The 26,439-nt window shown below is 63.5% G+C and carries 23 protein-coding genes; 13 read left to right on the top strand and 10 right to left on the bottom strand.

Annotated features, from left to right (window positions below; genetic code table 11):
* The first annotated feature begins 33 nt into the window (after window positions 1-33).
* Window positions 34-807 (top strand): pilus assembly protein, encoded by a 774-nt coding sequence (locus tag BJQ17_RS08950; RefSeq protein ID WP_050562065.1) that lies wholly within the window; start codon window positions 34-36, stop codon window positions 805-807.
* 11 nt (window positions 808-818) lie between these two features.
* Window positions 819-1,982: a hypothetical protein gene (locus BJQ17_RS08945; RefSeq protein ID WP_070095917.1), complete on the top strand. Its 1,164-nt coding sequence runs from the start codon at window positions 819-821 to the stop codon at window positions 1,980-1,982.
* Window positions 1,983-2,055: 73 nt separating this feature from the next.
* On the opposite strand, the gene BJQ17_RS08940 is transcribed toward BJQ17_RS08945, so the two are convergent.
* A complete protein-coding gene (locus BJQ17_RS08940; protein ID WP_003252624.1) occupies window positions 2,056-2,208 on the bottom strand; it encodes a DUF3309 family protein in 153 nt (50 codons plus the stop codon).
* Window positions 2,209-2,499: 291 nt separating this feature from the next.
* On the opposite strand from BJQ17_RS08940, the gene csrA reads away from it, so the two are divergent.
* Complete coding sequence (gene csrA / locus BJQ17_RS08935) at window positions 2,500-2,679, top strand: carbon storage regulator CsrA (RefSeq protein ID WP_003252626.1); 180 nt, start codon at window positions 2,500-2,502, stop codon at window positions 2,677-2,679.
* Window positions 2,680-2,731: 52 nt separating this feature from the next.
* On the opposite strand, the gene BJQ17_RS08930 is transcribed toward csrA, so the two are convergent.
* The 5 genes from BJQ17_RS08930 to mnmC all read right to left on the bottom strand — a co-directional run bounded on the left by BJQ17_RS08930 (window position 2,732) and on the right by mnmC (window position 10,028).
* Window positions 2,732-2,959, bottom strand: a complete 228-nt coding sequence (locus BJQ17_RS08930; protein WP_003252629.1) for a YheU family protein — start codon at window positions 2,957-2,959, stop codon at window positions 2,732-2,734.
* Between the two features lie 82 nt (window positions 2,960-3,041).
* On the bottom strand, window positions 3,042-4,226 hold the full coding sequence (locus tag BJQ17_RS08925) for an osmoprotectant NAGGN system M42 family peptidase (RefSeq protein WP_003252630.1): 1,185 nt from the start codon (window positions 4,224-4,226) through the stop codon (window positions 3,042-3,044).
* A gap of 170 nt (window positions 4,227-4,396) precedes the next feature.
* On the bottom strand, window positions 4,397-6,142 hold the full coding sequence (ngg, locus tag BJQ17_RS08920; RefSeq protein WP_070095916.1) for an N-acetylglutaminylglutamine synthetase: 1,746 nt from the start codon (window positions 6,140-6,142) through the stop codon (window positions 4,397-4,399).
* A gap of 3 nt (window positions 6,143-6,145) precedes the next feature.
* A complete protein-coding gene (locus BJQ17_RS08915; RefSeq protein WP_070095915.1) occupies window positions 6,146-7,933 on the bottom strand; it encodes an N-acetylglutaminylglutamine amidotransferase in 1,788 nt (595 codons plus the stop codon).
* A gap of 130 nt (window positions 7,934-8,063) precedes the next feature.
* A complete protein-coding gene (gene mnmC, locus BJQ17_RS08910; RefSeq protein WP_017147876.1) occupies window positions 8,064-10,028 on the bottom strand; it encodes a bifunctional tRNA (5-methylaminomethyl-2-thiouridine)(34)-methyltransferase MnmD/FAD-dependent 5-carboxymethylaminomethyl-2-thiouridine(34) oxidoreductase MnmC in 1,965 nt (654 codons plus the stop codon).
* A gap of 136 nt (window positions 10,029-10,164) precedes the next feature.
* Here mnmC and pap point away from each other — a divergent pair, with 136 nt between their 5' ends.
* Together pap and BJQ17_RS08900 are read left to right on the top strand one after the other, a co-directional pair.
* Window positions 10,165-11,658 (top strand): polyphosphate:AMP phosphotransferase, encoded by a 1,494-nt coding sequence (gene pap, locus BJQ17_RS08905; RefSeq protein WP_003252637.1) that lies wholly within the window; start codon window positions 10,165-10,167, stop codon window positions 11,656-11,658.
* A gap of 236 nt (window positions 11,659-11,894) precedes the next feature.
* Window positions 11,895-12,848 (top strand): DMT family transporter, encoded by a 954-nt coding sequence (locus tag BJQ17_RS08900; RefSeq protein WP_070095914.1) that lies wholly within the window; start codon window positions 11,895-11,897, stop codon window positions 12,846-12,848.
* A gap of 276 nt (window positions 12,849-13,124) precedes the next feature.
* Here the strand turns inward: BJQ17_RS08900 and BJQ17_RS08895 are convergent, their stop codons facing one another.
* Window positions 13,125-14,519, bottom strand: a complete 1,395-nt coding sequence (locus tag BJQ17_RS08895; protein ID WP_003252640.1) for a class II fumarate hydratase — start codon at window positions 14,517-14,519, stop codon at window positions 13,125-13,127.
* Between the two features lie 154 nt (window positions 14,520-14,673).
* On the opposite strand from BJQ17_RS08895, the gene BJQ17_RS08890 reads away from it, so the two are divergent.
* The 7 genes from BJQ17_RS08890 to BJQ17_RS08860 all read left to right on the top strand — a co-directional run bounded on the left by BJQ17_RS08890 (window position 14,674) and on the right by BJQ17_RS08860 (window position 22,686).
* Window positions 14,674-15,198 (top strand): DUF2059 domain-containing protein, encoded by a 525-nt coding sequence (locus tag BJQ17_RS08890; RefSeq protein ID WP_003252642.1) that lies wholly within the window; start codon window positions 14,674-14,676, stop codon window positions 15,196-15,198.
* Between the two features lie 10 nt (window positions 15,199-15,208).
* Window positions 15,209-15,505, top strand: a complete 297-nt coding sequence (locus BJQ17_RS08885) for a BolA family transcriptional regulator (protein ID WP_003252644.1) — start codon at window positions 15,209-15,211, stop codon at window positions 15,503-15,505.
* A gap of 226 nt (window positions 15,506-15,731) precedes the next feature.
* Window positions 15,732-16,664, top strand: coding sequence for a rhodanese-related sulfurtransferase (locus tag BJQ17_RS08880; protein WP_003252646.1), 933 nt, complete (start codon window positions 15,732-15,734; stop codon window positions 16,662-16,664).
* Between the two features lie 3 nt (window positions 16,665-16,667).
* Window positions 16,668-17,300, top strand: a complete 633-nt coding sequence (locus BJQ17_RS08875; protein WP_003252648.1) for a DsbA family protein — start codon at window positions 16,668-16,670, stop codon at window positions 17,298-17,300.
* The gene (locus BJQ17_RS08870) at window positions 17,293-19,125 is read left to right on the top strand and encodes an ABC transporter ATP-binding protein (RefSeq protein WP_003252650.1); all 1,833 of its coding nucleotides are present in this window, start codon (window positions 17,293-17,295) and stop codon (window positions 19,123-19,125) included. Before BJQ17_RS08875 ends, BJQ17_RS08870 begins: the two co-directional genes overlap by 8 nt.
* Window positions 19,126-19,413: 288 nt before the next feature.
* Entirely contained in the window at window positions 19,414-21,870 is a 2,457-nt protein-coding gene (locus BJQ17_RS08865; protein ID WP_070095913.1) for an EAL domain-containing protein, read from the top strand.
* A 30-nt stretch (window positions 21,871-21,900) separates the two neighbouring features.
* Window positions 21,901-22,686 (top strand): TenA family transcriptional regulator, encoded by a 786-nt coding sequence (locus tag BJQ17_RS08860; RefSeq protein ID WP_003252654.1) that lies wholly within the window; start codon window positions 21,901-21,903, stop codon window positions 22,684-22,686.
* Window positions 22,687-22,791: 105 nt separating this feature from the next.
* On the opposite strand, the gene BJQ17_RS08855 is transcribed toward BJQ17_RS08860, so the two are convergent.
* From BJQ17_RS08855 to ubiG, 3 genes are all read right to left on the bottom strand, one after another.
* Window positions 22,792-23,532, bottom strand: a complete 741-nt coding sequence (locus BJQ17_RS08855) for a YciK family oxidoreductase (RefSeq protein WP_003252656.1) — start codon at window positions 23,530-23,532, stop codon at window positions 22,792-22,794.
* Window positions 23,533-23,688: 156 nt separating this feature from the next.
* The gene (gene mupP, locus BJQ17_RS08850) at window positions 23,689-24,360 is read right to left on the bottom strand and encodes an N-acetylmuramic acid 6-phosphate phosphatase MupP (protein ID WP_003252659.1); all 672 of its coding nucleotides are present in this window, start codon (window positions 24,358-24,360) and stop codon (window positions 23,689-23,691) included.
* Window positions 24,361-24,362: 2 nt separating this feature from the next.
* Window positions 24,363-25,061 carry a bifunctional 2-polyprenyl-6-hydroxyphenol methylase/3-demethylubiquinol 3-O-methyltransferase UbiG gene (gene ubiG / locus BJQ17_RS08845; protein WP_003252662.1) on the bottom strand — a complete coding sequence of 233 codons (699 nt, stop codon included), beginning with the start codon at window positions 25,059-25,061 and terminating at the stop codon, window positions 24,363-24,365.
* Between the two features lie 110 nt (window positions 25,062-25,171).
* On the opposite strand from ubiG, the gene mtnA reads away from it, so the two are divergent.
* A complete protein-coding gene (gene mtnA / locus BJQ17_RS08840) occupies window positions 25,172-26,248 on the top strand; it encodes an S-methyl-5-thioribose-1-phosphate isomerase (protein ID WP_070095912.1) in 1,077 nt (358 codons plus the stop codon).
* Window positions 26,249-26,439 lie beyond the last annotated feature (191 nt).

Raw genomic sequence — 26,439 nt, 5'->3', positions numbered from 1 at the left:
GCTTTAGAGGGCCTGATCCCGGGCCAGGATTGGATGTTGTGCAAACAGAGGTTGAAGATGCAAAGGTTCACATTTTACTTATCACGCTTGTTGTTCGCCGTGCTGCTGCTGCCAGGGTTTGCCAAGGCCGGGCCACAGCTGGATGTCGGGGCCTTGTATGACTACCTCGAGCCGGGCAAGGGCACCTATGCCAAACGCATCTACAACCGTGGGGACAGTACCGCGTTCGTCAAGGTCAGCGTGCTGGAGCTGGTGTACGACGGCGAAGGCGAGCCGCGTGAAGTAGACGTCGATGAGTTGCCCTTCGACCAGCGCAGCGTTGTTGCCAGCCCTGCGCGGATGATCATCCCGGCTCGTGGCATGCAGGCAGTCCGGTTGCTGTATCGCGGTGAGCGGGCTCAAGAGCGTTACTACCGGCTGCGTTTCGTGCCAGTACTGCCGGAACAGGATGACAGCTTTGCACTGGACGATGCGGAGCTTGAGGCTTACCGCAATGAACTCAATGCCGGTGTGCAGTTTCTGGCCGGCTACGGCACCATCCTGATCGCCAAGCCTACTGCCACGCAGTATCAGACCTCGATCGAGCGAGCGGGCGGAAAGTGGACCGTGCGCAACGAGGGCAATGCCACGGTGCTGCTCGACAATGTCCAGACCTGTGTGCGGGGCGACGACGACTGTGATCACCCGGCCAAGCACCATATTCGCCCTGGGCGCACGCGCGAGTTCATCGAAAAAACCGGTGTCGAATACCGCTTCGAGCTGGTGGAAGGCGATGCGCGCAAAGCCATCGATTTGAAAGCAGGGTGAGAGGTCCAGGCATGGCTGGTAAATGTGCAATGCTGGCGCTGCTGGTCGGCGGCTTTGGCGCATCGTGGGCGCAGGCTGCCGAGATCACGCTTGAACTGCGTTATCGCGGCGACACCAGGCAGTTCGAAAACCTGACACCGCAGTCGTCCCCTGTTTGCACCCAGCTGCCGCAGCTTTGTGCTGATCCACTGCAGAGCTTGCTGGATGTGAATGTTGAATATTCCAAAACAGTCGATGGCGAAGGCGCCGACGGTTTCTACCTCTCGGCACCTGTTCAGCCGACGCCGCTGCTGATGGTCCGTGATCAGACCGGTGAGCAGGTCAGCATGGACTTTGCCATTACCCACCTGGGCGGCACAGTGAGTTCGGACGATGGGGCGCCCACGCTTGCGGCGCGCTCGGGCCTGGACTCGAGTGGTTGCCAGGTTGCGTTGGCGAGCGCGGCGCATCGATTGTTTCTGTGGTCGGTGGCCAGCAGTGGGTGTTGGGCCGACCTCAACGCAGCGAATGCAGGCACGTACCATGTCAGCCACCTTACGCTGGGTTATCGGCTGAAGACGCCTTTGCCGGCGAGCTTGAAGTCGGGCGTATACCGCGGGCGGGTGGTCTATTCGGTAGGCCCTGACAGGGATGTAGGCCTTGGCTCGAGCCGAACGGTCTCCGGGCTCAGCGCAGATTCAGTCGCGATCAACGTTACACTTGAGGTGGTGCATGACCTTGAGGTGCGTTTCGAGCCGGGTTCCGAGCAGGTGGCGCTGGAACCGCCTCAGGCCCGTGGACAAGGCAGCCGAGGGCAGGGCAATGCAGACAGACTGGAAAAGGACGTGGCGTTCAGCCTGACTGCCAGCGGGCCATTCAAAGTTTGGGCCCTGTGCAGCACCGGGTTGGGAAGCACGTGCAATCTACGGTCGGCCAAAGGCCATGGCATACCGCTGTCGATGGCAATGACCTTGCCAGGTGTTACCTACAACGGTCGCTCGCTCTACCGGCAGGCAATGGCCTTTGGCGGAGCTGGGAACGCAATCAGCCTGGAAGTCCCGCCTGAAGGTGTGACCGGTAGCCAAGGGCAGTTGCATTTTCATGTGTACCCTCGCGGCCACGCCCCGGATCAGGATATGTTGCCTGGTACCGAGTATCAGGCCGTGGTGACGATCGTGTTCGATGCGGACCTTTAGGATGACAAGCGGGTGTTGCTACCCGCCTGCCATGCGCCTTCAGCAGTTGCCTGAAGTGGCTGTCCGCATCGGGTCATATCATCCCGAGCAACAGCAAGACCAGCAGAATCACCAATACCACGCCAATAATGCCGGATGGGCCATAGCCCCAACTACGCGAGTGGGGGAAGACCGGTAAGCCACCGATCAGCAGCAGAATCAGGATGATGATAAGGATCGTGGTCATGGTGGAGTCCTTGCGTGGTTGAGGGGCAAGGGCCTCGAATTGCAGGCCTCTTGTTAAATCGGACCGGCGCCGCTTGCGAAAGATTCCATTGGTGTATCGCGTGTACCGGCCTCTTCGCAGCACAAGGCCGATATGCTCGTGAAAATGCGCGCTCAGCCCCATTCAAGAGGAATGGTCTGTAGGAGAAGTTACTCTGAAATGTAGGGCTCTTCTGAATTGCAGGGGAACTATTGAGTAGCCGAATGCCTGGCAGGCAGTCTCCGGTTTTCCATTTGGCAGGAGGATCGGCACATGTTGGTAATCGGGCGTGAGGTGGGGGAAATCATCGTGATTGGCGATAACATCCGCATCATGGTGGCGGATGTCCGGGAGGGCGTGGTGCGTTTTGGCGTGGACGCCCCGCGCTCGGTGCCGGTGCACCGGGCCGAGGTGTACAAGCGCATAAAGGAGGCCAAGCAAGGCGAGGCCTGATGTTGCCATCAGCATCCCTACGCAGTCTTGCCCGCGAAGGGGGCCGAGCCTGCTAGTCGAGCAATTCGCGGGGCACATCGTGCTTGGCCAGCAACTGGCACTGCTGGCTCTCCAGGTCGAACAATATGAACGCCTGCCCCTTGGCCAATGCCTGGCGTACCCGCAGCACACGGGTTTCCAGCGGGGTGTCGTCGCCATTGTCGGTGCCGTCGCGGGTAACGAAGTCCTCGATCAGGCGGGTCAGGGTTTCAGCTTGCAGTTGGTCGTAGGGGATCAGCATGGTGGGCGGCGTCTTGGTATTGGTGCAGGCATGCTACGCGAAACCTTGGGGAATTTGGGGCCGCATGGCGGCCCCGAAGCCCTCAGCCCTTGTTACCCACCAGGCTGTCCACTGCTGGCACCCGCGTGTCGCTCTCCATCTGCGCATCGTGCTCCAGCTGGTGGCTGAAGCGTTCCAACGATGCATTGGCCGGCTGCGAATCACTGGCAAACACAGGCGGGCTCAGCAGGTACGCCGACAACAACCGGCTCAGCGCCGCCAGGCTGTCGATATGCGTGCGTTCGTAACCATGGGTGGCATCGCAACCGAACGCCACCAGCGCGGTACGAATATCGTGCCCGGCAGTCACCGCCGAATGGGCATCGCTGAAGTAGTAGCGGAACAGGTCGCGCCGCACCGGCAAGTCATGGTCGCCGGCCAGTTTCAGCAGGTGCCGGGACAGGTGGTAGTCGTAAGGCCCCGACGAGTCCTGCATCGCCACACTGACCGCATGCTCGCTGGAAGCTTGCCCAGGCGCCACCGGGGCGATGTCGATGCCGACGAACTCGCTGACGTCCCAGGGCAGGGCGCCAGCTGCGCCCGAGCCGGTTTCCTCGGTGATGGTGAACAGCGGGTGGCAGTCGATCAGTGGCTGGCGACCGCTTTCCACCACGGCCTTCAATGCCGCCAGCAATGCGGCTACGCCAGCCTTGTCGTCCAGGTGACGGGCGCTGATGTGGCCGCTTTCGGTGAACTCGGGCAATGGGTCGAAGGCTACGAAGTCACCAATGCTGATACCCAGTGCCTCACAGTCGGCGCGGGTGGCGCAGTAGGCATCCAGACGCACTTCCACATGCTCCCAGCTCACCGGCATCTGATCGATGGCGGTATTGAAGGCATGCCCGCTGGCCATCAGCGGCAGCACGCTGCCACGGAATACGCCGGTGTCGGTGAATACGCTGACCCGGCTACCTTCGGCAAAGCGGCTGGACCAGCAGCCGACGGGCGCCAAGGCCAGGCGGCCATTGTCCTGCAATTGGCGCACGCTGGCGCCGATGGTATCCAGGTGGGCAGAGACGGCGCGGTCGGGCGAGGTCTGCCGGCCCTTCAGCGTGGCGCGGATGGTGCCGCGGCGGGTCAGCTCGAAGGGGATGCCCAACTCATCCAGGCGTTCGGCCACGTAGCGCACGATGGTGTCGGTGAAGCCGGTGGGGCTGGGGATGGCGAGCATTTCCAGCAGCACGCGTTTGAGGTAGTCGAGATCGGGTTCAGGGAGTCGTTCGGACATGTCCAGGCCTCCGGTCGGGTTAAAATTTCGCAGTCTTTGTGGGAGCGGCCTTGTGTCGCGAAAGGGCCGCAAAGCGGCCCCGGCAATATCGGCAGCGAAGCTGAGATCCTAGGGGCGCTTCGCACCCCATTCGCGACACAAGGCCGCTCCCACAAAAAGCCGAGCAGTTGTCAGGCCAACGGCCGGCTATGGGGAAACAGCAGGTCGATAAAACGCTCGGCCGTGGGCTGCGGTTCATGGTTGGCCAGGCCAGCACGTTCGTTGGCCTCGATGATCACGTACTCCGGCTGCCCGGCATCGCGCACCATGAAGTCCAGCCCAACCACCGGAATTTCCAGTGCCCGTGCCGCCCGCACGGCAGCATCGGCCAGCACCGGGTGCAGGCGATCGGTGACGTCTTCCAGGGTGCCGCCGGTGTGCAGGTTGGCCGTGCGCCGCACGGCCAGGCGCTGGCCGGCCGGCAACACGTCGTCATAGCCAACGCCCGCTGCGCGCAAGGTGCGCTCGGTTTCGTCGTCCAGCGGAATGCGGCTTTCGCCACCGGTGGCGGCCTGGCGGCGACGGCTCTGGGCTTCGATCAACTGGCGCACACTGTGCTTACCGTCGCCCAGCACCTGCGCTGGGTGGCGGATGGCCGCGGCCACCACCTCGTAGCCGATCACCACGATGCGCAGGTCGAACCCGGCATGGAAGCTTTCCAGCAGCACGCGGCTGTCGAACTGGCGGGCGTGTGCCACGGCGCGGGTGATGTCGTCGATGCAGGTCAGGTTCACCGCCACGCCCTGGCCTTGCTCGCCATCGACCGGCTTGACCACCACCGCGCCATGCTCTTCGAGAAACGCCAGGTTGTCATCGGCATTGCCCGCCAGCTGTTGAGCGGGCACCTGCAGCCCGGCGTTGTGCAGGGCGTGCTGGGTCAGGCGTTTGTCCTGGCACAGGGTCATGGTCACGGCACTGGTCAGGTCGCTGAGCGATTCCCGGCAGCGAATGCGCCGCCCGCCCAGGCTCAGGGTGAACAGGCCGCCAGCGGCGTCATCGACCTGTACTTCGATGCCCCGGCGTAGCGCCTCGTCGACGATGATGCGAGCGTAGGGGTTGAGGTCGGCTTGCGGGCCAGGCCCGAGGAACAGTTGCTCGTTGATACCGTTCTTGCGCTTGACTGCGAAGGTGGGCAGGTTGCGAAAACCCAGTTTCTGGTACAGGCGCTTGGCCTGGCGGTTGTCGTGCAGCACTGACAGGTCCAGGTAAGCCAGGCCACGGCTCATGAAGTGTTCGATCAGGTGGCGCACCAGCACTTCACCCACGCCGGGGCGGGTGCAGTGTGGGTCCACCGCCAGGCACCACAGGCTGCTGCCATGCTCGGGGTCATCGAACGCCTTGGTGTGGTTCAGGCCCATGACGCTGCCGATAATCGCGCCGCTGTCTTCGTCCTCTGCCAGCCAATACACCGGGCCACCCAAGTGCCGGGGGGTAAGCAGCTCGGCGTCGACGGGGAGCATCCCGCGCGCCTGGTACAGCGTGTTGATCGCCTGCCAGTCGGCGGGGTTCTGTGCCCGGCGCACGCGGAAACCGCGAAATACACGCTGCGCCGGGCGGTAGTCGGTGAACCACAGGCGCAGGGTGTCGGACGGGTCGAGGAACAGCTGCTGGGGGGCCTGGGCCAGCACCTGCTGCGGTGCGGCCACGTACAGGGCGATGTCGCGTTCGCCCGGGTGCTCGTCGAGCAGATCCTCGGCCAAGGAAGCCGGGTCGGGGTAGGTGTGGCCTATCAACAGCCGGCCCCAGCCGCAGTGCACGGCACGCGGTTGGTCGTGGGGCTGGCTGCCGTCGCCGGCCAGGCGCGCCTGCAGGCGCTCGTAGGACGGCGCCTGGCCGCGCAGCAGGCGCTGACCATAAGCGATTTCATGGGCTTTCATCGGTCAGATTCCTTGTTCGCTCAGCCACAGGTTCAGCGCCGCCAGTTGCCACAGCTTGGAGCCGCGCAATGGCGTCAGCTGGCCGTGTGGGTTGCTCAGCAGGCGGTCGAGCATGGCCGGGTTGAACAACCCTCGGTCCTGGCTGGGGTCGGTCAACAGTTCGCGTACCCAGCCCAAGGTGGCACCTTCCAGATGCTTCAGGCCCGGTACCGGGAAGTAACCCTTCTTGCGGTCGATCACCTCATGCGGGATCACCCGTCGCGCTGCCTGCTTGAGCACCTGCTTGCCGCCGTCGGGCAGCTTGAAGCGTGCGGGAATGCGTGCCGACAGTTCCACCAGGCGGTAATCGAGGAACGGCGTCCGCGCCTCCAGGCCCCAGGCCATGGTCATGTTGTCCACCCGCTTGACCGGGTCGTCGACCAGCATCACGGTGCTGTCCAGGCGCAGGGCCTTGTCCACGGCAGCCGGTGCGCCGGGGCGCGCGAAGTGTTCGCGCACGAAGTCGCCGGCGGCGTCGGTTTCCAGCAGCCAGGGGGCCTGCACGGTGTCGCGGTATTCGGCGTGGCTGCGGTCGAAGAAGGCGTCACGGTAGGCCGCATAGGCATCGTCGGCGCCGTCCACCTGCGGGTACCAGTGGTAACCGGCGAACAGCTCATCGGCACCCTGGCCGCTCTGTACGCCTTTGCAGTGTTTGGCCACTTCCCGCGACAGCAGGTAGAACGCGATGCAGTCGTGGCTGACCATCGGCTCGCTCATGGCGCGGAAGGCGGCCGGCAGTTGGTCGATGATTTCGTGTTCGGCAATGCGCAACTGGTGGTGACGGGTGCCGTAGTGTTTGGCGATCAGGTCCGAATACTGGAACTCGTCGCCGCGCTCGCCGCCGGCATCTTCAAAGCCGATGGAGAAGGTCGACAGGTCGTCAACGCCCACTTCGCGCAGCAAGCCGACCAGCAGGCTGGAATCGACGCCGCCGGACAGCAACACACCCACATCGACGGCTGCCCGCTGGCGGATGGCTACGGCGTCGCGGGTGGCGTCGAGTACGCGGGTGGTCCAGCCTTCCAGATCAAGTTCACGCTCGTCCGGGTTGGGGCCGTACTTCAGCCGCCACCAGGTCTGGCGTTCCACTTCGCCATGGCAGTCGATGCGCATCCAGGTGCCGGGCTCCAGCTTCTGCACATTGGCCAGCAGGGTGCGTGGTGCCGGTACCACGGCGTGGAAGTTCAGGTAGTGGTTGAGGGCCACGGGGTCGAGCATCGGGTCGATGTCGCCGCCCTTGAGCAGTGCCGGCAGGGTCGAGGCAAAGCGCAGGCGCTCGCCGTTGCGCGACAGGTACAGGGGTTTGACGCCCAGGCGGTCGCGGGCCAGGAACAGGCGTTGGTTGTCGCGCTCCCAGATGGCCAGGGCAAACATGCCGTTGAGCTTGGGCAGCAGCGCCGCGCCCCAGGCGTGGTAGCCCTTGAGCAGCACCTCGGTGTCGCCGTCGGACCAGAAGCTGTAGCCCAGCGCCTGCAATTCCTCGCGCAGTTCGGGGAAGTTGTAGATGGCACCGTTGAAGGCCAGCGACAGGCCCAGCGTATTGTCGACCATCGGCTGCGCCGAGCCGTCGGACAGGTCCATGATCTTCAGGCGCCGGTGGCCCAGGGCGATCGGGCCTTGGCTATGGAAGCCCCAGGCATCCGGGCCACGCGGGGCCAGGTGATGGGTAATGCGCTCTACCGCAGCCAGGTCGGCTGGGCGAGGGGCTTGGTCGATGGGGGTGAAACGTAACTCTCCTGCTAATCCGCACATAAGTCCTTACCGGTTTTTCCGTTGGGGAGGTGATGCCCCGGATTAGGGCACCTTAAGGAACTGACCTATGTGCTTTTCGAGAGTTTTAGAATGTTTGGTTATATGACGCCGGGCAGGCAGCCCGATGCAATCATTTCCCCCGGATCAACCGGCGCAATCCAAACCGGTTTGGATGGCAAGCCTCCGCCACCGCCCGCGGCAATGGCAGCGGTTCGCCACATACCCAGGCCGCCACCAGCTCGCCGCTCAAGGGCGCTGTTATCAACCCGCGTGAGCCATGCCCGCTGTTCACATACAACCCGCCCAGCCAAGGGCAGGGCACATCCGGTACTTGCCGCGCATCCCGGCCCAGTACTGCATAGGCTTCGGTAAACGCCTGCGCGTCGGCAATGGGCCCGACGATCGGCAGGTAATCCGGGCTGGTGCAACGGAACGCAGCACGTCCCTGCAATTGCTCGGGGTCCAGTTCAGCCACAGCCAGCCGTTGCGCCAGATCGACGGAAATTTCGTCCAGCAGCGCCAGGTTGCCCTGGTGCTCGGCCACCGTCGGTGCAAGGTCTTCGCTGTGGAAGTCAAAACTGGCGCCCAGTGTATGTTCACCCTCGCGCGGCGGTGCCACATAGCCCTCCGCGCACACCACGGTGCGCAGTGCCTGGCTGCTGGCGGTGGCCGGCAAGCGGGTGATCTGCCCACGGATGCGCTTGAGTGGTAACTGCGCGCAAGGTTCGAAGCGCAGCACATCCGCCGCACCGGCCAGGACCACCACTGGAGCGCGGGCTAACAGCTGGTCGCCAGCCCAGGCTTGCCAATGCTCATCCACTTTGCGCAGTTCGAGCACGTCTTGGTGGGTCACCACGCGAATACCAGGGTGCTGCAACTGCTGTTGGCACAGCGCTGGCGGGTGCACCCAGCCACCTTCGGGGTAGAACAACCCGCCGCCAGGCAACGCCACGCCGGCGATGGCTTCGGCCTCCGCGCGCGCCAGGCAGTGCAGCAAGCCATGGTCGAAGGCGGCAGCCAGCTTGCCCTGGCGTTCGGCCTCCTTGCTGTCGAAGGCCAGTTGCAGCACCCCGCAGGCATCCCAGTCACGGCCACGCTGCAAGCGCTGCAGCTGACGCCGGGTGTAGCCGAACCCGGACAGGATCATCTGCGACAGCGCGGTGCCATGGGCAGACAGCTTGAGGTACAGCACCCCTTGCGGGTTGCCTGACGCTTCCTGGGCCGGGGCTTCGTGGCGCTCCAGCACGGTTACCTGCCAGCCGCGCCGGGCCAGGCTGGCGGCGCTGCTGCTGCCGGCAAGTCCGGCACCGATCACCAGCGCCTCGCGCGGCCCCTGTGTCACCGCGGGGCGCGCGTACCAAGGCGCGCATGGGCCGGGCAGGGGGCCGACGTAGGCGCCGCTCATCACCTCCCACTTCTTGCCGATGCCTGGCACCTTCTTCATGGCGAAGCCGGCTTCCACCAGGCTGCGGCGTACCCAGCCGGTGGTGGTGAAGGTGCCCAGCACCGTGCCCGGATGCGATAGCCGCGCCAGTTGCGCAAACAGCTCCGGGGTCCACATGTCGGGGTTCTTGGCGGGGGCGAAGCCGTCGAGGAACCACACATCGATCTGCGCATCGAGTTGCGGCAGCTGTTCCAGCACATCGCCTATCAACAGGGTCAGGGTGACCCTGCCACCGGCGAAGGTGAACTGCTGAAAGCCCGGGTGCACCGCCACGTATTGCTCCAGCAGTGGCTCGGTATAGGCGGCCAGTTCAGGCCACAGGCGCACTGCGCGGGCCATGTCGGCGTGGTCGAGGGGGTACTTCTCGACGCTGACGAAGTGCAGGCGCGCGTCGCTGTGTGCGTGCTGGTCGAACAGCTGCCAGGCGCAGAAAAAATTCATGCCGGTGCCAAAACCGGTTTCGCCGATCACCGTGCAGGCGTGCGGCGCCAGGTTGGCAAAACGTTCGGCCAAGCGGGTCTGTCCGAGGAACACGTGCTTGGTTTCTTCGATGCCTTCGTTGACTGCGAAATAGACGTCGTCATAGTGCCGCGAATGGGGGCGGCCCTGGTCGTCCCAGTCGATCTGGGCGTGCTGGAGGAGGGTGGGCATGGTGGGCTCGGTTGCAGCGGATGGCGGGATTTTATGCCATCCGGCTGAGCTGTGGGAGCGCGTTCATTGGTGAAGAGGTCAATACAGGCCGAAATGAAATCCGCTAGTCTTGCTTATCCATTGAAGGAGCCAGTGCATGTTCGAATCTGCCGAAATCGGCCACAGCATCGACAAGGAGGCTTACGACGCCGAGGTACCCGCTTTACGCGAGGCCCTGCTCGAAGCCCAGTACGAACTCAAGCAGCAGGCGCGGTTTCCGGTGATCGTGCTGATCAACGGCATTGAAGGCGCCGGCAAGGGTGAGACGGTAAAACTGCTCAACGAGTGGATGGACCCGCGCATGATCGATGTGCTCACCTTCGACCAGCAGACCGACGAAGAGCTGGCCCGCCCACCCGCCTGGCGCTATTGGCGGGCCTTGCCACCCAAGGGGCGGATGGGTGTGTTCTTTGGCAACTGGTACAGCCAGATGCTGCAGGGGCGGGTGCACGGGGTGTTCAAGGATGCCGTGCTCGATCAGGCCATTACCGGTGCCGAGCGCCTGGAGCAGATGCTGTGCGATGAAGGTGCGCTGATCATCAAGTTCTGGTTCCACCTGTCCAAGAAGCAGATGAAGGCACGGCTGAAATCGCTCAAGGACGACCCGCTGCACAGCTGGAAGATCAGCCCGCTGGATTGGCAGCAGTCGCAAACCTACGACCGCTTCGTGCGCTTTGGTGAGCGCGTGCTGCGCCGCACCAGCCGCGACTATGCGCCATGGCACATCATCGAAGGGGTAGACCCGAATTACCGCAGCCTGGCGGTGGGGCGCATTCTGCTGGAAAGCCTGCAAGCCGCGCTGGCCAATAATCCCAAGGGCAAGCACCAGGGCAACGTGGCCCCGCTGGGCCACAGCATCGACGACCGCAGCCTGCTTGGCGCCCTGGACATGACCTTGCGCCTGGACAAGGCCGACTATCAGGAACAGTTGATCACCGAACAGGCCCGTCTGGCCGGCCTGCTGCGTGACAAGCGCATGCGCCGGCACGCCCTGGTGGCGGTGTTCGAAGGCAACGACGCTGCCGGCAAGGGGGGCGCCATCCGCCGCGTGGCGGCAGCGCTGGACCCGCGGCAGTACCGTATCGTGCCGATTGCTGCGCCTACCGAAGAAGAGCGCGCCCAGCCGTACCTGTGGCGGTTCTGGCGGCACATCCCGGCACGGGGCAAGTTCACCATCTTCGACCGTTCCTGGTATGGCCGGGTGCTGGTGGAGCGGGTGGAAGGCTTCTGCAGCCCCGCTGACTGGATGCGTGCCTACAGCGAGATCAACGACTTTGAAGAGCAGTTGGTGGATGCCGGCGTGGTGGTGGTCAAGTTCTGGCTGGCGATCGACCAGCAGACCCAACTGGAGCGCTTCGAAGAGCGTGAGCAAATTCCGTTCAAACGCTACAAGATCACCGAGGATGACTGGCGCAACCGCGACAAGTGGGACGAATACTCCCAGGCGGTGGGTGACATGGTCGACCGCACCAGCAGCGAGATCGCCCCTTGGACGCTGGTGGAGGCCAATGACAAGCGCTGGGCGCGGGTGAAGGTGGTGCGCACCATCAACCAGGCGCTGGAAGCGGCGTTTGCCAAGCACAAAAAATAGCCGACGGTGATGTTGCCTGTTCTGGCCCTTTCGCGGGTAAACCCGCTCCTACAGGGGTACGCGATCCCTTGTAGGAGCGGGTTTACCCGCGAAAGGGCCAGAACACGCAACACCTCCCCCCAGCCATGCCCCAAAAGAATGACCTGATGAATTCTTTTCTCGGCACTCTCCACCGTCCCCGTCCTCCAACCCCGTAGAATTCAACAACCCCCACCACGGGCTTGATCGAGGATTTTATGCACACCACTTCTGGCCGCTGGGGCTATGGGCTGTTCCTGGCACTTCTGACGGCGCTGCTCTGGGGCATCTTGCCGATCAAGCTCAAGCAGGTATTGCAAGTGGTCGACCCGATCACTGTCACCTGGTACCGCCTGCTGGTCTCCGGCAGCCTGTTGTTCGCCTGGCTGGCGGCTAACCGGCGTTTGCCGTCCATACGCAAGCTGGCGCCCAGGGGCAGGGGCCTGGTGCTGGTTGCGGTGCTCGGCCTGATGGGCAACTACGTGCTCTACCTGATCGGTCTCAAACTGCTTAGCCCAGGCACCGCACAACTGGTGGTACAGATCGGCCCGGTGCTGTTGCTGGTGGCCAGCGTGTTCGTGTTCCGAGAGCGCTTCAGTGTGGGGCAGGGCATGGGCCTGTTGGTGCTGCTGGCAGGGTTTGGCCTGTTCTTCAACCAGCGCCTGGAAGAGCTACTGACTTCGCTGGGTACCTACACCACCGGCGTGTTGACCATCTTGCTGGCGACCAGCATCTGGGTGTTCTACGCCCTGAGCCAGAAGCAGTTGCTGACCGTGTGGCACTCGCAGCAGGTGATGATGGTGATCTACCTCAGCTGCGCTGCGTTGCTGACACCTTGGGTGCACCCGCTGGAGGCCTTGCAACTGACCCCGGTGCAAGGCTGGCTGCTGCTGGCCTGTTGCCTGAATACCCTGGTGGCATACGGCGCGTTTGCCGAAGCACTGGCGCACTGGGAGGCCTCACGGGTAAGCGCCACGCTGGCGCTGACCCCGCTGGTGACCTTCGTTGCGGTGGCGCTGGCGGCGTTGGTTTGGCCTGAGTATGTGCATGCCGAGGACATCAATGCCCTGGGCTATGTGGGGGCGGTCACGGTGGTGTTCGGTTCGGCGCTGGTGGCGCTGGGGCCGTCGCTGGTGGCGGGTTGGCGGGCCCGCCGGGCGCGGTTGGCCTAGTGTGGTGTTTCACAAATAACGACCATAACGCGCGGCGCTTTTTGCGCTCATGCGGCGTTGTCGCTCCTCGCCGTAGCTGGGCTACGACTCGTCGCGACGCCTTGCTTGAGCGCAAAAATCGCTCGCGAGTTATTGGCCGTATTTGCAAAACACCACACTAGGTCTGTCGATTGCCTGTACCGGCCCTTTCGCGGGTGAACCCGCTCCTACAATGGATCGCCGCTCGTCGTAGGAGCGGGTTCACCCGCGAAAGGGCCGGTACAGGCTACAGAGCAGTCAGCCCTTGCCGCCCGGCGCCAGCATGTTCTCCGGCCGCACCCACTGGTCGAACTGCTCATTGGTCAGGTACTTCAACGCCAAGGCCGCCTCGCGCAGGGTCTTGCCCTCGCTGTAAGCCTTTTTGGCAATTTCCGCCGCCTTGTCATAGCCAATATGCGGGTTCAGCGCCGTCACCAGCATCAACCCGCGCTCCAGGTGCGCGGCCATCTGCTCGGCATCCGGCTCGATACCCGCCACGCAATGCTGCTGGAAGTTGCGGCAACCATCGGCCAGCAACTCGATGGATTGCAGCAGGTTATGGATGATCACCGGCTTGAACACATTCAGCTGCAAATGCCCCTGGCTGGCGGCAAAGCCGATGGCCGCATCGTTGCCCAGTACCTGGCAGGCCAACATCGACAGCGCCTCGCACTGGGTGGGGTTGACCTTGCCCGGCATGATCGAGCTGCCGGGCTCGTTGGCCGGCAGGCGCACCTCGGCCAGCCCGGCGCGCGGGCCGGAACCCAGCAGGCGCAGGTCGTTGGCAATTTTCATCAAGGCCACGGCCAGGGTTTTCAGGGCGCCCGCCAGGCTGGTCAGCGGCTCGTGGCCGGCGAGGGCGGCGAACTTGTTCGGCGCGGTGATGAACGGCAGGCCGGACAGCGCCGCCAGTTCGGCAGCGATGGCCTCGGCAAACCCCTGCGGGGCGTTCAGCCCGGTCCCCACGGCAGTGCCGCCCTGGGCCAGTTCGCACACCGCCGGCAGGGTGGCGCGGATGGCGCGCTGGGCGTAATCGAGCTGGGCGACGAAGGCCGACACTTCCTGGCCGAAGGTGATCGGCGTGGCGTCCATCATGTGTGTGCGACCGGTTTTTACCAGCTGGTGGTGACGCATCGACAGCTCGGCCAGCCCTGAAGACAGTTCGGTGACGGCCGGCAGCAGCTTTTCCTGCACCGCCTGGGCTGCCGCAATGTGCATGGCGGTGGGGAAGCAGTCGTTGGAGCTCTGCGAGCGGTTGACGTGGTCATTGGGGTGCACCGGCGCCTTGCCGCCACGGCCTTTGCCGGCCAGTTCGTTGGCGCGTCCGGCAATCACCTCGTTGACGTTCATGTTGCTCTGGGTGCCACTGCCTGTCTGCCAGACAACGAGCGGGAACTGATCGTCGTGCTGGCCAGCCAGCACTTCATCGGCGGCCTGTTCGATCAGCCGGGCGATGTCGGCCGGCAGGTCGCCATTGCGGTCGTTGACGCGTGCGGCGGCCTTCTTGATCAGTGCCAGGGCGTGCAACACCGCGAGGGGCATGCGTTCCTTGCCGATGGCGAAGTTGATCAGCGAACGCTGGGTTTGCGCACCCCAGTAGGCGTTCTCCGGAACTTCGACCGGGCCCAGGCTGTCTGTCTCGATACGGCTCATTCTGTACTCACTCCTGTGTAGTTCGAAATCGCAGTTTAGGCCCTGATTCGACCGAGCGGTTCCGTCGCTCGTCGTGCCACTTGAGCACATCGCCACCACGGCGCAGAATGCTCTACTCTGAGGTGCCCGCCTCCCTCTCTTTGAAGGAAATGCAATGACCCGTCTCCGTGTCCTTTGTGCCGCCGTTGCCCTGGTTTGCGCCAGTGGCCAGGTACTCGCTGCCACCGCCAGCCACAACGCTGCTGCCGAGAAATTCCTGACCCTGGCCAACGCCGACAAGCTGGGCACCCCGGTGTACATGCAAGTGCAGCAGATGTTCGCCCAGCGTTTCGCCCAGACCAAGGCCCCGGCCGCCAAGCAACCGGTGCTGGAAAGCTACCAGGCCAAGGCCAATGCCGCCCTGGACAACGCCATCGGCTGGAACAAGCTGAAGCCGAAGATGGTCGACCTGTACACCCAGACCTTCACCGAGCAGGAGCTGAAAGACCTGGTCAAGTTCTACGAATCGCCGCTGGGCAAGAAAGTGCTGCGTGAAATGCCCAAGGTCACTCAGCAGTCGGCACAGCTGACCCAGCAGAGCCTGGAGCCAGCAGTACCGGTGGTGAACAAGCTGCTGGAAGACATGACCAAAGAGCTGGACCCGAACGCTGGCAAGGCCGCCGCCCCAGCGAAGAAGTGAGTACGCCGCAATGACCATGCAACAACGTATCGAACAGCAACTGGCCGCGCTGGCGCCGCAACACCTGCAAGTGCTCAACGAAAGTCACATGCACAGTCGTGGTCAGGAGACCCACTACAAGGCCGTGATCGTCAGCGAGCAGTTCGCCGGGTTGAACAGCGTCAAGCGCCACCAGAAGGTGTACGCCACCATGGGTGAGCTGATGGGCGAGATTCACGCCCTGGCCATCCACACCTACACCGCCGAAGAGTGGGCCAAGGTCGGCGTTGCACCGGCCTCGCCGGTGTGCGCCGGCGGCGGGCACTGAAACCTTTCTGTTGTTCTGGTAGAATCCTGCAAAATCCGGGGGCCGCTTTGCGGCCCTTTCGCGACACAAGGCCGCTCCCACAAAAACCGCACTAGCCATCAGGTTACGCGGTCCCCTGTGGGAGCGGCCTTGTGTCGCGAAAGGGGCGCAAAGCGCCCCCATGCTTTTCTATACCGTCAAACCCGGTCCGCCCCTTACGAGGGCAACCACCTGGAGATTCCGTTACATGTCTCAAGCCATCGTCGTCGCGGCGCTGTACAAGTTCGTCACTCTGGAAGACTACGTCGAGCTGCGCGAGCCGCTGCTCAAGACCATGCTCGACAACAACGTCAAAGGCACCCTGCTGCTGGCCCACGAGGGCATCAACGGCACCGTATCGGCCACCCGCGAAGGCATCGATGGCCTGCTGGCCTGGTTGCGCAACGACCCGCGCCTGGTCGATGTCGACCATAAAGAGTCGTATTGCGACGAACAGCCGTTCTACCGCACCAAGGTCAAGCTCAAGAAAGAGATCGTCACCCTCGGCGTGCCGGGCGTAGACCCCAACCAGGCCGTTGGCACCTATGTCGAGCCCAAGGACTGGAACGCCCTGATCAGCGACCCGGAAGTGCTGCTGATCGACACTCGCAACGACTACGAAGTGGCCATCGGTACGTTCAAGGGCGCCATCGACCCGAAGACCGAAACGTTCCGTGAGTTCCCGGAGTACATCAAGGCCAATTTCGACCCGAGCAAGCACAAGAAGGTCGCCATGTTCTGCACCGGCGGCATCCGTTGCGAAAAGGCCTCCAGCTACATGCTCGGTGAAGGCTTCGAGTCGGTCTATCATCTTAAGGGCGGCATCCTGAAATACTTCGAGGAAGTGCCTCAGGAAGAAAGCCTGTGGGACGGCGACTGCTTCGTCTTCGACAACCGGGTTACGGTGCGCCATGACCTGAGCGAAGGTGAGTACGACCAGTGCCACGCCTGCCGCCATCCGATCAATGCAGAGGAGCGCGCGTCCGAGCACTATTCGCCAGGTGTCAGCTGCCCGCATTGCTGGGACAGCCTGAGCGAGAAGACCCGGCGCAGTGCCATCGACCGGCAGAAGCAGATCGAGCTGGCCAAGGCCCGCAACCTGCCGCACCCGATCGGTTACAACTACAAAGCCGAGGCTTGAAGCATGTCTGCACGCCTGATCTATGTGATGGACCCGATGTGCTCCTGGTGCTGGGGTTTTGCGCCAGTGGCCGCGGCCCTGATCGCCCAGGCGCGTGAGGCAGGCGTGCCTGCCCGCTTGGTAACGGGCGGGCTGCGTACGGGCGGCAGCGCCCTGGACAGCTCCACTCGCAAGTACATCCTGGAACACTGGCAGGCGGTGGCTGATGCTACCGGCCAGCCGTTCCGCTTCGAGGGGGCCATGCCTGACGGCTTCGTCTACGACACCGAGCCGGCCTGTCGCGCCCTGGTCGCGGCACGCGAGCTGGATGCCGAGCGCGTCTGGCCGCTGCTGGCGTTGATCCAGCGTTCGTTCTACGAGCAGGGTACCGATGTGACCACCGCGCCGCAGCTGGTCGAGCTGGCCTCCCAGAGTGGCTTCGACCGTGCCGCGTTCGCCGAAACCTTCGCCCGTGCCGATACCCGCGCCGCCACCGCGGCCGACTTCGCCTGGGCCCAGGACCTGGGTATTGCCGGTTTCCCGACCTTGCTGGCCGAGCGCAATGGCCAACTGGCCTTGCTGACCAACGGCTACCAGCCGCTGGAGCGCCTGCAACCCTTGCTCGGCCGCTGGCTGCAGCAGGCCGCCTGTGCTTGATGTACCAGGGTCACCCGACCCGGTACCGGGCAAGCCATACACTGCGGGCGATCGACTGAGCTGGGCGGAAATCCGCCGCCTGGCCCTGCATCACAAGAAAAACCTCTGGTCCGCCAACCTCATTGCGTTACTGGCGGCGTGTTGCAGTGTGCCCATTCCGCTGCTGCTGCCGCTGTTGGTGGACGAAGTACTGCTCGGCCATGGCGATGCCGCGCTGAAGTGGATGAACCACCTGCTGCCGTCCAACTGGCAGGTAGCAGCCGGCTACATCGGCCTGATGCTGGCGCTCACCCTTTGCCTGCGCCTGGCTGCGCTGGCCTTCAACGTGATCCAGTCCAAGCTGTTCGCCGGGCTGGCCAAGGACATCGTCTACCGCCTGCGCATCCGCCTGATCGAGCGCCTCAAGCGTATTTCGCTGAAAGAGTACGAAAGCCTGGGCAGCGGCACGGTGACCACCCACCTGGTCACCGACCTGGACACCCTCGACAAGTTTGTTGGCGAAACCCTCAGCCGCTTCCTGGTGGCCATGCTGACACTGACCGGCACGGCGGCGATCCTGATCTGGATGCACTGGCAGCTGGCCTTGCTGATCTTGCTGTTCAACCCGCTGGTGATCTACTTCACCGTGCAGTTGGGCAAGCGCGTCAAACACCTGAAAAAGCTTGAAAACGACAGCACCGCGCGCTTTACCCAGGCGCTGGCGGAAACCCTCGATGCCATTCAGGAAATCCGCGCTGGCAACCGCCAGGGCTACTTCCTTGGCCGCCTGGGCCTGCGTGCCCGCGAGGTGCGTGATTACGCCGTGGACTCGCAATGGAAAAGTGATGCCAGTGGCCGTGCCAGTGGCCTGCTGTTCCAGTTCGGCATCGACATCTTCCGCGCGGCGGCCATGCTGACCGTGCTGTTTTCCGACCTGTCGATCGGCCAGATGCTGGCGGTGTTCAGCTACCTGTGGTTTATGATCGGTCCGGTGGAGCAACTGCTTAATCTGCAATATGCCTACTACGCCGCCGGCGGTGCGCTGAGTCGCCTCAACGAGCTGCTGGCGCGTGCCGACGAGCCGCAATACCCGGCCGCCAGCGACCCGTTCGCCGGCCGCGAAACGGTGGGCATTGACGTGCGCGACCTGCGCTTTGCCTATGCCGACGAGCCGGTGCTCGACCACCTCGACCTGTCTATCGCCGCGGGTGAGAAGGTGGCGATTGTCGGTGCCAGCGGCGGCGGCAAGAGCACGCTGGTGCAGCTACTGCTGGGCCTATACAGCGCCCAGGCCGGGACCATCCGCTTTGGCGGGGCCAGCCTGCAGGAAATCGGCCTGGAAACCCTGCGCGAGAATGTCGCGGTGGTGTTGCAGCACCCGTCGCTGTTCAACGACAGCGTGCGTGCCAACCTGACCATGGGCCGCGACTGCAGCGATGATGCGTGCTGGCAGGCGCTGCGCATCGCTCAGCTGGATGCCACCATCGCCGCCTTGCCGCAAGGCCTGGACAGTGTGGTGGGGCGTTCAGGCGTGCGCTTGTCCGGTGGCCAGCGCCAGCGCCTGGCCATTGCCCGCATGGTACTGGCTGAGCCCAAGGTAGTGATCCTCGACGAGGCCACCTCAGCGCTGGATGCCGCCACCGAGTACAACCTGCATCAGGCCTTGGCGTGCTTCCTCAGCGGCCGCACCACGCTGATCATCGCCCATCGCTTGTCGGCGGTGAAACAGGCCGACCGGGTGCTGGTGTTCGATGGCGGGCACGTGGCCGAAGACGGCGACCATCAGCAGCTGATTGCCGAGGGTGGGTTATACGCCAAGCTTTATGGGCATCTGCAGCAGAGCTGACTATCTGGCTGCCTTCACCGGGCTGATGGGAGCAACTGTCTTGCTCAATTTCTAAAAGCTGGTGCGATCCCTGTGGGAGCGGGCTTGTCCGCGAACACGGGCGAAGCCCGTGCCATCCACCGCGGTGTCTTCTTCGCGGGTAAACCCGCTCCTACAATGGCCAGCGCATACGCTGTACAAATTCCCCGATTCCTTGTCATAAAAATCCCCTTCACAGCGATGGCAAATGGCCTACGCTGTGCTTGTCTGGGTCGATTTACGCCTTATCTGCTCTGTGACAGGGACTCCATGAAGGGAAATCGCACACTCGAAGCGCCAAAGTTGCTCGGCATCACATGGCCTTTCATCGCCGTCGTGGTCCTTCAGGTGGCGTTGGGCAGCCTTAGCCTTTATACGCTCTCGGCCGTGCGCGCCTATGTCGCGGGCGAAAGCCTGTGGTCCAAGGCGCAGAAAGATGCCATCTATTACCTCAGTCTGTACGGCGAGACGCAGGACGACAGCACCTACCAACGCTATCGCCAGGCCATTACCGTACCGCAGGGTGACCATCGTCTGCGCGAAGTGCTCGACCACCCCAGCCCTGATCTGGACGCCGCGCGACAGGCGGTTCTGCAAGGTGGCAACCACCCTGACGATGTCGAGCGGATCATCTGGTTCTACCGCAACTTTCGCCATGTCAGCTATATGCAGACAGCCATCGATTACTGGGACATCGGTGACGACTATCTGGCCAAGCTGGATGTACTGGCCGGTGAAATGCGCCAGCGTTTTGCCGATGGCCCGGTGGATGCCGACACCGTCAGCGACTGGAAGGCCCGCATTGTCGCCATCAACGAAGGCGTGACCCCGGCGGCCAAGGCGTTCAGTGATGCCTTGGGCGAAGGCTCGCGCATGTTGCTACGGGTGCTGCTGATCACCAACCTGCTGACCGCGATGTTCCTGATCGCCATTGCCTGGCGCCGCTCCAGCAAGCTGTTGGCCCAGCGCCAAGCCTTTGCCAGCGCCCTGCAGGAAGAAAAAGAGCGTGCGCAGATTACCCTGCAGGCCATCGGGGATGCGGTGATCACCACCGATGTCGAAGGCAGTATCGGCTACATGAACCCGGCCGCCGAGCAATTGACCCACTGGCAATCCGGGCAGGCCCAGGGCCTGCCGCTGTCGGCGCTGTTCAGCCTGGTGGATGAACACGCCGAGGAGGACGGTCGCAGTTTGGTCGAACAGGTGCTCAGCGGCAGCCTCAAGGGCGGCTCCGAGCATGCCCGGCTTATCCAGCGCCTGGACGGCAGTAACGTGTCGATCAACCTGGTAGGCTCGCCGATCGTCAATGATGGCCAGGTCAGTGGCATCGTGCTGGTGCTGCACGATATGACCCAGGAACGCCAGTACATCGCCAATCTGTCCTGGCAGGCAACCCACGACGCCCTGACCGGGCTGGCCAACCGCCGCGAGTTCGAGTACCGCCTGGAACAGGCGCTCAACGACCTGGCGCGCCAGGCCGGGCGGCATTCGCTGATGTTCCTCGACCTCGACCAGTTCAAGCTGGTCAACGACACCTGTGGCCACGCTGCCGGCGATGAGTTGCTGCGGCATATCTGCGCGGTGCTGCAGTCCGGCCTGCGTGAGGGCGATACGCTGGCGCGGCTGGGCGGCGATGAATTTGGCGTGCTGCTGGAAAACTGCCCGCCCGACCAGGCCGAGCGCATTGGCGAACAATTGCGCCAGATGGTGCAGAGCCTGCACTTCGTATGGAAAGGGCGGCCGTTCGTGACCACGGTCAGTATTGGCCTGGTGCACATGGCCCAGGCCCCCGGTACCCTGGAGGCTTCGCTGCGCGCCGCCGACATGGCCTGCTACATGGCCAAGGAAAAGGGCCGAAACCGTGTACAGGTGTACCACGCCGACGACAGCGAGCTGTCCATGCGTTTTGGCGAAATGGCCTGGATCCAGCGCCTGCATGTGGCCCTGGAAGAAAACCGCTTTTGTCTCTACGCCCAGGAAATCGCCCCGCTCAAAACCTTCGAAGGCCCGGGCCATATCGAAATTCTGTTGCGCCTGCACGACGAAAGCGGCCGCACCATCCTGCCCAGCAGCTTCATCCCGGCGGCCGAGCGCTACGGCCTGATGACCGCGCTGGACCGCTGGGTGGTGCGCAATGTGTTCATGGTCATACGCCAGTGCCTGGAAGAAGGGCGTGAAGGGCCGTTGTCGACCTGTGCCATCAACCTGTCGGGGTCCAGCATTGGCGACGACAAGTTCCTTGAATACCTCCAGCGGTTGTTCGTCGAATACGCCATTCCGCCGCGAATGATCTGCTTTGAAATTACCGAAACCAGCGCCATTGCCAACCTGGGCAGCGCCATTCGCTTCATCAACGAGCTGAAAGGGCTGGGTTGCCGTTTCTCGCTCGATGATTTTTGCGCTGGCATGTCCTCGTTCGCCTATCTCAAGCATTTGCCCGTGGACTACCTGAAGATTGACGGGAGTTTCGTCAAGGACATGCTCGACGACCCGGTCAACCGGGCCATGGTCGAGGTCATCAACCATATCGGCCATGTGATGGGTAAGCGCACGATCGCCGAGTTCGTCGAAACACCCTTGATCGAGCAGGCCTTGCAGGAAATAGGCGTGGATTACGCCCAGGGCTACCTGATCGAACGCCCCCAGGTGTTCACCTGTGACAGTCTGCAGCGCCAACGGATCGCCGCCCGGCCTCTGTTGCAGCGAGCACCTGGCACGTTTCGCTAGTTGGAAATCACAAGGATCAAGGAGCTGAAAGTGATTGACGCATTCGTTCGTATCGGGCCTTTGATGGACCCCGCCAGTTACCCCCAATGGGCCCAGCAACTGATTGAAGACTGCCGCGAGAGCAAGCGCCGGGTGGTTGAGCATGAGTTTTATGCACGTCTGCGCGATGGCCAGCTGAAGCAATCGACCATCCGTCAGTACTTGATCGGTGGCTGGCCGGTGGTGGAGCAGTTTTCGTTGTACATGGCGCATAACCTGACCAAGACCCGCTATGGCCGGCATCAGGGCGAGGACATGGCGCGGCGCTGGCTGATGCGCAACATCCGCGTCGAGCTCAACCATGCCGACTACTGGGTGAATTGGTGCCAGGCGCACGGTGTGCACCTGCACGAGTTGCAGGCGCAAGAAGTGCCGCCCGAGCTGAACGGCCTGAACGACTGGTGCTGGCGGGTGTGCGCTACCGAGAACCTGGCCATTTCCATGGCGGCGACCAACTACGCCATCGAAGGCGCGACCGGTGAATGGTCGGCGGTGGTGTGCTCGACTGACACCTATGCGCAGGGGTTCCCTGAAGAAGGGCGCAAGCGGGCGATGAAGTGGCTGAAGATGCATGCCCAGTATGACGATGCGCACCCGTGGGAGGCGCTGGAAATCATCTGTACCCTGGCCGGTGAGAACCCCACCCTGGGGTTGCGCAACGAACTGCGCAGGGCCATTTGCAAGAGCTACGACTGCATGTTCCTGTTCCTGGAACGCTGCATGCAGCTGGAAGGGCGCCAGCAAGGCCGTATGCGACCGGCGTTGGCTGCGGGCTGATCGTTCGCTTGCACCGGCCTCTTCGCGGGTGAGCCCGCTCCTACCGGGTTATGCGATCCCCTGTAGGGCGGGTTCACCCGCGAAAGGGCCGGTACAGGCAAAACATCATTGGGCGTTGAACGCCTGCCCGTTCACCCCTGTGCTGTCTGGCCCCATCAGGTACAGGTACACCGGCATGATCTCTTCGGGCAGCGGGTTGTTCTGCGGGTTCTCGCCAGGGTAGGCCTGGGCCCGCATTGCCGTGCGCGTGGCGCCTGGGTTGATGCTGTTGGCGCGCACCGGCGCCACGCCTTCCAGTTCATCGGCCAAGGTCTGCATCAGGCCTTCGGTGGCGAACTTCGACACGCCATAGGCGCCCCAGTAAGCCCGGCCCTTGCGCCCGACGCTGCTGCTGGTGAACACCACCGAAGCGTCCTCCGACAGCTTCAGCAGCGGCAGCAGCGTGCTGGTGAGCATGAAGGTGGCATTGACGTTGATGTGCATCACGCGCATGAAGTTGTCGCCCGACAACTGCTCCAGCGGCGTGCGCGGGCCGATGATCGACGCATTGTTGAGCAGGCCATCGAGGCGGCCGAACTGGCCTTCGATCATGGCCGCCAGCTCGTCGTACTGGTGTGGCAGGGCGGTTTCCAGGTTGAACGGGATGACCACCGGCTGCGGATGGCCGGCGGCTTCGATCTGGTCGTAGACTTCGTTCAGGTTGGCCTCGGTCTTGCCCAGCAGCAGCACGGTGGCACCCAGTGCGGCATAAGCCTTGGCAGCCGCGGCACCAATGCCACGGCCGGCACCGGTAACCAGGATGACCCGGCCTTGCAGCAGGTCGGGGCGGGCGGTGTAGTCGAACATGGTTCTGTCCTTCGAGTTCGTGTGGGCGGCCGGGCCTATTGTAGGAGCGGGTTTACCCGCGAATGCGTCCGATCAGGCGCCAGTGTTGTCTGGGCTGGCGCATTCGCGGGTGAACCCGCTCCTACAAAGAGACGGTGCCCGGTCATCGGTCTGGGTTCAGCAGCCGCACAGCGCGCTGTCGATCACTTTGCGCAGTTCCAGCGGGTGGTCCACCACCACGTCGGCACCCCAGTTGTTGGGGTTGTCCTCTGGATGAATATAGCCGTAGCGCACCGCCGCCGTGCGGGTACCTGCGTCGCGGCCAGACTCGATGTCGCGCAGGTCGTCGCCGACGAACAGCACACTCGCCGGGTCCAGGTTCAGCGTCTTGCAGGCCAGGATCAGCGGCTCGGGGTCGGGTTTGCTGTTTTTCACGTGGTCCGGGCAGATCAGCAACGCCGAACGCTCGGCCAGGCCCAGCTGCTGCATGATCGGCTCGGCGAAGCGCACCGGCTTGTTGGTGACGACGCCCCACAGCAGGTTGCCTTTCTCGATGTCGGCCAGCAGCTCGGCCATGCCCTCGAACAGCTTGCTGTGCACCGCGCAGTCGCGCTGGTAACGCTCGAGGAATTCCAGGCGCAGGGCCTCGAAGCCGTCAGCCTCCGGGTCCATGGCGAACGCAGTGGCGACCATGGCGCGGGCGCCACCCGAGATCACGCCACGGATCAGGTTGTCGTCAACGGCCGGCAGCCCGCGGTCGGCGAGCATGGCCTGGCAAATGGCGATGAAGTCCGGCGCCGTGTCCAGCAAGGTGCCGTCCATGTCGAAGAGTACTGCTCGCAAACGCATGCTTATTCCTCGCGCAGGGTCTGGATCATGTAGTTGACGTCGACGTCGCTGTTGAGCTTGTAGTGCTTGGTCAGCGGGTTGTAGGTGAGGCCGATGATGTCCTTCACCTGCAGGCCTGCATCGCGGCTCCAGGCGCCCAGCTCGGACGGGCGGATGAATTTCTTGAAGTCGTGGGTGCCGCGCGGCAGCATCTTCAGGATGTACTCGGCGCCGACGATGGCCAGCAGGTAGGCCTTGGGGTTGCGGTTGATGGTGGAGAAGAACACCTGGCCGCCCGGCTTGACCATGCGGTAGCAGGCGCGGATCACCGAAGACGGGTCGGGCACGTGCTCGAGCATTTCCAGGCAGGTGACCACGTCGAACTGTTCGGGCATTTCCTCGGCCAGGGCTTCGGCGGTGATCTGCCGGTATTCCACCTGCACGCCGGACTCCAGCTGGTGCAGCTGAGCCACCGCCAGTGGCGCCTCGCCCATGTCGATACCGGTGACCGTGGCGCCGCGCAGGGCCATGGCTTCGCTGAGGATGCCGCCACCACAACCCACGTCCAGCACTTTCTTGCCGGCCAGGCTGACGCGCTCGTCGATCCAGTTGACGCGCAGCGGGTTGATTTCGTGCAGCGGCTTGAACTCGCTTTCGCGGTCCCACCAGCGGTGGGCCAGCGCTTCGAACTTGGCGATTTCGGCGCGGTCGACGTTGCTCATTGAACAGTCCTCTGAAACTTCGCAAAATTGCGCCGGAGTATACCCGAGCGCTTGGCCGCGAGGGTCGCTATAATCGCCGGTTTTTGATATCCGAATGACGGGGAGAGGCGATGCGCGAGCGACTTTTGGCGGCGGAGAAGGTGACCGCGATCCGCTGGCAGGGCGGCGCCTTGCACCTGCTCGACCAGCGCCTGCTGCCGTCGGAGGAGCGTTGGCTGGCCTGCGACAATGTTGCGCAGGTGGCCGCAGCCATCCGTGACATGGCAGTGCGCGGCGCCTCGGCGATCGGTATTGCCGCAGCTTACGGCCTGGTACTGGCCCTTGAAGAACGGCTGGCCGAAGGCGGCGATTGGGAAATGGAACTGGAAGACGACTTTCTCACCCTTGCCGAAGCGCGTCCTACCGCCGCCAACTTGTTCTGGGCGCTTAACCGCATGCGCGAGCGTCTGCTGCGCCTGCGTCCGGAAGAAGACGTTCTGGCGGCGCTGGAGGCCGAAGCGATGGCCATTCACGAAAGCGACCGTGAGGCCAACCTGACCATGGCCCAGCAGGGTATCGAGCTGATCCGTCGTCATCAGGGCAATGCCCAGGCCCTGCTCACCTTCGGCAACGCCGGCGCCCTTGCCAGTGGCGGCTTTGGCACCGCACTGGGGGTGATCCGTGCCGGCTACCTGGAAGGCATGGTCGAGCGGGTTTATGCCGGTGAGACTCGCCCTTGGCTGCAGGGCTCGCGCCTGACGGCCTGGGAGCTGGCCAACGAGGGAATTCCGGTGACCCTGTGCGCCGACTCGGCGCTGGCGCATCTGATGAAGACCAAGGGCATCACCTGGGTGGTGGTGGGCGCGGACTGCATCGCTGCCAATGGCGACGTGGCCAGCAAGATCGGCACCTACCAGTTGGCGGTCAGCGCCATGCACCATGGTGTGCGCTTCATGGTGGTGGCGCCGAGCACCAGCATCGACCTGAACCTGGCAACCGGCGAGGATATTCCCCTGGAAGAGCGTGACGCCGACGAGTGGCTGGACTTTGGCGGTGCCCCGGCGGTACGGGATGTGCAGGTATTCAACCCGGTGTTCGACGTGACCCCGGCCGACCTGATTGACGTTATCGTGACCGAACGGGGTGTTGTCGAGCGCCCGGATACCGCCAAACTGGCCCAGTTGATTTGCCGCAAGCGCCTGCACTGATACCCCGGTAGAACGCGTACTTTGTGGGAGCGGCCTTGCGTCGCGATAGGGCCGCAAAGCGGCCCCGGGATGTCGGCGAAGAAGCAAAAATTGCCGGGGCTGCTGTGCAGCCCTATCGCGACACAAGGCCGCTCCCACAATGACCGTGCACTGCCGTACAGATCTCCCCACCGCCCCCGCCTTTGTGATAA

This window comes from Pseudomonas sp. NBRC 111139, from assembly GCF_001753955.1.
Classification (GTDB): Bacteria; Pseudomonadota; Gammaproteobacteria; order Pseudomonadales; family Pseudomonadaceae; genus Aquipseudomonas; species Aquipseudomonas alloputida.
Note: the sequence above shows the minus strand (reverse complement) of the source record. Positions and strands in the feature narration are given on the sequence as shown.

Bases quoted from the DNA above. Each gene is read 5' to 3' on its own strand.
- BJQ17_RS08950 (WP_050562065.1), top strand. From the start codon at position 34: ATGTTGTGCAAACAGAGGTTGAAGATGCAAAGGTTCACATTTTACTTA.
- BJQ17_RS08945 (WP_070095917.1), top strand. From the start codon at position 819: ATGGCTGGTAAATGTGCAATGCTGGCGCTGCTGGTCGGCGGCTTTGGC.
- BJQ17_RS08940 (WP_003252624.1), bottom strand. From the start codon at position 2,208: ATGACCACGATCCTTATCATCATCCTGATTCTGCTGCTGATCGGTGGC.
- csrA (WP_003252626.1), top strand. From the start codon at position 2,500: ATGTTGGTAATCGGGCGTGAGGTGGGGGAAATCATCGTGATTGGCGAT.
- BJQ17_RS08930 (WP_003252629.1), bottom strand. From the start codon at position 2,959: ATGCTGATCCCCTACGACCAACTGCAAGCTGAAACCCTGACCCGCCTG.
- BJQ17_RS08925 (WP_003252630.1), bottom strand. From the start codon at position 4,226: ATGTCCGAACGACTCCCTGAACCCGATCTCGACTACCTCAAACGCGTG.
- ngg (WP_070095916.1), bottom strand. From the start codon at position 6,142: ATGAAAGCCCATGAAATCGCTTATGGTCAGCGCCTGCTGCGCGGCCAG.
- BJQ17_RS08915 (WP_070095915.1), bottom strand. From the start codon at position 7,933: ATGTGCGGATTAGCAGGAGAGTTACGTTTCACCCCCATCGACCAAGCC.
- mnmC (WP_017147876.1), bottom strand. From the start codon at position 10,028: ATGCCCACCCTCCTCCAGCACGCCCAGATCGACTGGGACGACCAGGGC.
- pap (WP_003252637.1), top strand. From the start codon at position 10,165: ATGTTCGAATCTGCCGAAATCGGCCACAGCATCGACAAGGAGGCTTAC.
- BJQ17_RS08900 (WP_070095914.1), top strand. From the start codon at position 11,895: ATGCACACCACTTCTGGCCGCTGGGGCTATGGGCTGTTCCTGGCACTT.
- BJQ17_RS08895 (WP_003252640.1), bottom strand. From the start codon at position 14,519: ATGAGCCGTATCGAGACAGACAGCCTGGGCCCGGTCGAAGTTCCGGAG.
- BJQ17_RS08890 (WP_003252642.1), top strand. From the start codon at position 14,674: ATGACCCGTCTCCGTGTCCTTTGTGCCGCCGTTGCCCTGGTTTGCGCC.
- BJQ17_RS08885 (WP_003252644.1), top strand. From the start codon at position 15,209: ATGACCATGCAACAACGTATCGAACAGCAACTGGCCGCGCTGGCGCCG.
- BJQ17_RS08880 (WP_003252646.1), top strand. From the start codon at position 15,732: ATGTCTCAAGCCATCGTCGTCGCGGCGCTGTACAAGTTCGTCACTCTG.
- BJQ17_RS08875 (WP_003252648.1), top strand. From the start codon at position 16,668: ATGTCTGCACGCCTGATCTATGTGATGGACCCGATGTGCTCCTGGTGC.
- BJQ17_RS08865 (WP_070095913.1), top strand. From the start codon at position 19,414: ATGAAGGGAAATCGCACACTCGAAGCGCCAAAGTTGCTCGGCATCACA.
- BJQ17_RS08855 (WP_003252656.1), bottom strand. From the start codon at position 23,532: ATGTTCGACTACACCGCCCGCCCCGACCTGCTGCAAGGCCGGGTCATC.
- mupP (WP_003252659.1), bottom strand. From the start codon at position 24,360: ATGCGTTTGCGAGCAGTACTCTTCGACATGGACGGCACCTTGCTGGAC.
- ubiG (WP_003252662.1), bottom strand. From the start codon at position 25,061: ATGAGCAACGTCGACCGCGCCGAAATCGCCAAGTTCGAAGCGCTGGCC.
- mtnA (WP_070095912.1), top strand. From the start codon at position 25,172: ATGCGCGAGCGACTTTTGGCGGCGGAGAAGGTGACCGCGATCCGCTGG.